This is a genomic window from Xanthomonas populi, from assembly GCF_002940065.1.
GTDB classification, from domain to species: Bacteria; Pseudomonadota; Gammaproteobacteria; order Xanthomonadales; family Xanthomonadaceae; genus Xanthomonas; species Xanthomonas populi.
The window spans coordinates 1-3,421 of record NZ_MDEJ01000225.1; the positions used below are offsets into that span (position 1 = coordinate 1).

The 3,421-nt window shown below is 63.1% G+C and carries 3 protein-coding genes and 1 pseudogene; 1 reads left to right on the forward strand and 3 read right to left on the reverse strand.

What is annotated here, in order from left to right:
- On the forward strand, positions 1 to 408 hold a 408-nt coding region (locus XpopCFBP1817_RS22310; RefSeq protein WP_208619679.1), incomplete at its 5' end, for a hypothetical protein.
- Positions 409 to 504: 96 nt separating this feature from the next.
- Here XpopCFBP1817_RS22310 and XpopCFBP1817_RS20065 read toward each other — a convergent pair.
- From XpopCFBP1817_RS20065 to XpopCFBP1817_RS20075, 3 genes and pseudogenes are all read right to left on the reverse strand, one after another.
- Positions 505 to 690, reverse strand: a complete 186-nt coding sequence (locus XpopCFBP1817_RS20065; protein ID WP_128418422.1) for a hypothetical protein — start codon at positions 688 to 690, stop codon at positions 505 to 507.
- Positions 691 to 709: 19 nt separating this feature from the next.
- Positions 710 to 1,354, reverse strand: coding sequence for a histidine phosphatase family protein (locus tag XpopCFBP1817_RS20070; protein ID WP_115039917.1), 645 nt, complete (start codon positions 1,352 to 1,354; stop codon positions 710 to 712).
- Between the two features lie 221 nt (positions 1,355 to 1,575).
- A pseudogene (locus tag XpopCFBP1817_RS20075) lies at positions 1,576 to 3,345 on the reverse strand (phosphocholine-specific phospholipase C); the annotation flags it as partial.
- Between the last annotated feature and the right edge of the window lie 76 nt (positions 3,346 to 3,421).

The window sequence follows — 3,421 nt, forward strand, 5'->3', positions numbered from 1 at the left end:
CACCTTGAAGACTGCGCCATGCGCGCACTTGTTTCTACACGATCCGGGTGCAACCAGCTGATCTATCTCGGGAAAACGTGTGGAAACCTCAGAGTCAAGGCCTATTTTTGCGTGCTATTGCTCGTAGATCTTTTCTATCCGTATGCCCAGCACGGACCGCCGTCCGGTCAACAACACCTGCACCAGCTGCTCCGGATGCCGCCGATAAGATGCTTCATTGATGCAGAGATAGTTTCGGACACCATGCTCGATTGGTCCGCCAGTCAACCGGTACTCGCAAGCATGGCGATCTTGCTCGTGAGGCGTTCGCATGACATACGCCCGCTCAAATGGCGCACCAAACGCAATGGTGAACAACCACGGCAGAGTTTTGCACAGCAGCACATAGCAGACGGCCCCCAGCAATAACGGCGTTAGGCAGCTCATGAACACAGTGACCAGCTGCCTGTTTGATCGACGATCGACCGCCGTCCGTGCCGGCGTGCGTTTTTGTGCAGCAGCACGCTAAGCGCTGCTCTCATGCCCGTCATCGGCCAGAAGCAAGAGATCAAATCGCAGAAACGCAGCAGGTACAAAATCGATGAACAGACTCACCGGCACCAAGCCTATCGGCGCACAGAGCAGCATTACCTTGCCCCAGGCGAGAAGCGTGGATGTTTGCGGAACCGTCCCTGGAAACTGCGTCTCCATCATCTCTCCAGAAAAGGCCTTATAACGCCCGATGCTTGGCTTCACCAAAAAACGGCGTGTGATGCGCGCAGTCGTTGAGTCGCACCACTTCCAGGTGATCCACGTCCTCACCTTCGAGCAGGTTGAGCGTGGTCGGCGCCTGGCGGAAGGTCCACAGCTTGGACAGCGGCAGGCCCAGAATCTTGCACAGGATCACGCGGTTGACCGCATCGTGCGCCACCACCAGCAAGGTGTCATCGGCGCCCAAGCCGTCGGCCGCGCGTACCAGCCCGCGCCAGCTGCGGTCCAGCACCTGACGCAAGGATTCGCCACCAGGCATCAGCACGGTATCGGGCTCTTCGCGCCAGGCGCGCAGACGTGCCGGATCCTTGTCGTTGATCTCGCTGGCCAGCAAGCCTTCCCATTCGCCATGCGCGATTTCCTGCAGGTCCGCATCGGTCTGCAGCAGGCTTTCGCGGGCGCTGCCGAGCGCCAGCTTCGCGGTGGCCTGCGCGCGCGACAGCGGCGATGCTACCGCGCGGGTGATCTCCAGCGACTGCAGACGCGCGCCAAGCGCGGCGGCCTGGCCTTCGCCGACCGGCGACAGCGGGATATCGATCTGGCCCTGGTAACGGCCTTCGGCGTTCCACGGCGTCTCGCCGTGACGAGCAAGCAGAATGCGCATGCGCGAGAGATTCCTTGGGAAAAGGGAACGACGTGCCTTGCGGCCCGACGGGAGCGGAATGATACCGCCCCGCGCCCTCCGTGGTTTGCGCTGGATGGCGGGGATCGACGCATGGCCGAACCGGTATCCGCTTGCTGCGTGACCAACTACAGTGCCACCGGGTTCTTCTGCCTCAACTGCATCCACGCCACACGGGTGCAAGCGTGCGCTGCGCCCGCTACTCAGGTGCGACCGAACGCCGGATCGCTGCGGCTGGGTTTGCCGGTTTCCAGATGTCCAGCCAGGCGCCGGCGGAATGCCCCATCCGGCTGCTCTACGACAAGGTCATACCAGTGATCGCTCGCTGCCAACGCCAGGCGAATGGTCTGGCGCTGGCGCGCGGCCAGATGCACCGCGCGCGGGGTCGGGTCCGCGTAGTCCAGCGCGCGCACTTGCAATGTGCAGGCGTATTGCCCGGCGTTGCCGAGTTCCAGCACCAGGGTCTCGCCGTCCTGTCGCGCTTGCAGCCACGGCGCAGCCAATTGCGCAGGCGCGGTGGAAAGTTCACCAGCGAACTCGCGCAGGAATCCATTCGGCCCGTGCACGCTCAAGGCATAGGCACCGTTGTGTGCAGCGCCGAGCGGTACATCGTCGAGTTGCGTGCCGGGCAACACGGTGTAGTACCAGGGGCCGCCACTTGCAGCGCTGGTGTAGACGTTGAACGCGGCCGCAGCAGCGCCGCTGTTGACGAACTGCAGTTGCACGCCGTCTCCATTGTGCACACGCGCGTGCACCTGCAACGCGTATGGCAGCGCGCGTGCCGGACGTTGACCGGGTTCCTGCTTCGGCATGCGCGCGGTGGTCGGCGGCACCGGCAACGGTTTGCCCCGCACGGCAGCGGTGCGTGCGCGATAGTCGTCGATCGCCGGCAACGCGCTCAGCGCCGAATCGTCCGGCTTGCGGAAATCGAACACGCTGGTCAGATCGCCGCTCACCGCACGCCGCCACGGGCTGATATTGGGCTCGGCCACGCCGAAACGGCGCTCCAGCAAGCGCAGCACCGAAGTGTGATCGAACACCTGCGAATTGACCCAGCCGCCGCGCGTCCACGGCGAGATCACCAGCATCGGCACGCGGATGCCCAGGCCGATCGGCAAGCCGTCGTAGACTTCGCCACGCGTGTCGACATTGCTGCGTCCCATGCGCGCATCCAGCGCCGGCAATGGCGCAGGCACGTGATCGAAGAAGCCGTCGTTCTCGTCGTAATTGATGATCAGCGCGGTCTTCGCCCACACCTGCGGGTTGGCAGTGAGCGCATCGATCAAACGCGCCACCAGCGATTCGCCATAGGCCGGGGGTGCTTCCGGATGTTCGCAATATGCGGTGGGCGGAATGATCCACGACACCTGCGGCAAACGATTGGCCTGCACATCGGCCGCGATTGCAGCGATCAGATGATCGGCCTGCGTGGTGGCTGCATTTTCCGCAGTGGAACCGGGCACGCAGGCACGTGCGCGCTGATAGCGTTCGTCGCCGGGCTGCAGATCGCGATAGTGCGAAAAATAGGCCAGCGAGTTGCAGCCGAAGTTGTCGTACTCCTGATACACGCGCCAATCGACACCTGCGGCCTGTAGGCGCTGCGCGTACGTCGTCCAGTCCATTGCGGCGTAACCGGGTTTGTCGCGCGCCATGTCGGCGGTCCAATTGCCGTCGTCGGCGTTGGTCACCGCCTGCGCGCCCACATTGCCCACGCTCGGGCCGCTGGTGCCGGTGAACAGATACATGCGATTGGGATTGGTCGGCCCGTGCAGGGAACAGAAATAGCCATCGCAAATGGTGAAGGAATCGGCGAGCGCGTGGTAGTAAGCAATGTCGTGACGCTCGAAATAACCCATCGTCAATTCGCCCTTGTACGGCACCCAGGCGTCGTATTCGGCCCAGCGCGCCGGGGCTTGCCCGTGACCGGCCTTCCACGAGTGATCCAGGCTCTTGACCAACGGCGCGGACGTGTTTTAGGAGCCTCTAAAAACCCCAGCAATCTGCCATCATTGACTTGACGCCCTGCCAGCGGAGAACGACAGACATGAT

What these genes read in the sequence shown, in the direction of transcription:
- XpopCFBP1817_RS20065 (WP_128418422.1), bottom strand. Translation starts at nt 690, where the DNA reads ATGGAGACGCAGTTTCCAGGGACGGTTCCGCAAACATCCACGCTTCTC.
- XpopCFBP1817_RS20070 (WP_115039917.1), bottom strand. Translation starts at nt 1,354, where the DNA reads ATGCGCATTCTGCTTGCTCGTCACGGCGAGACGCCGTGGAACGCCGAA.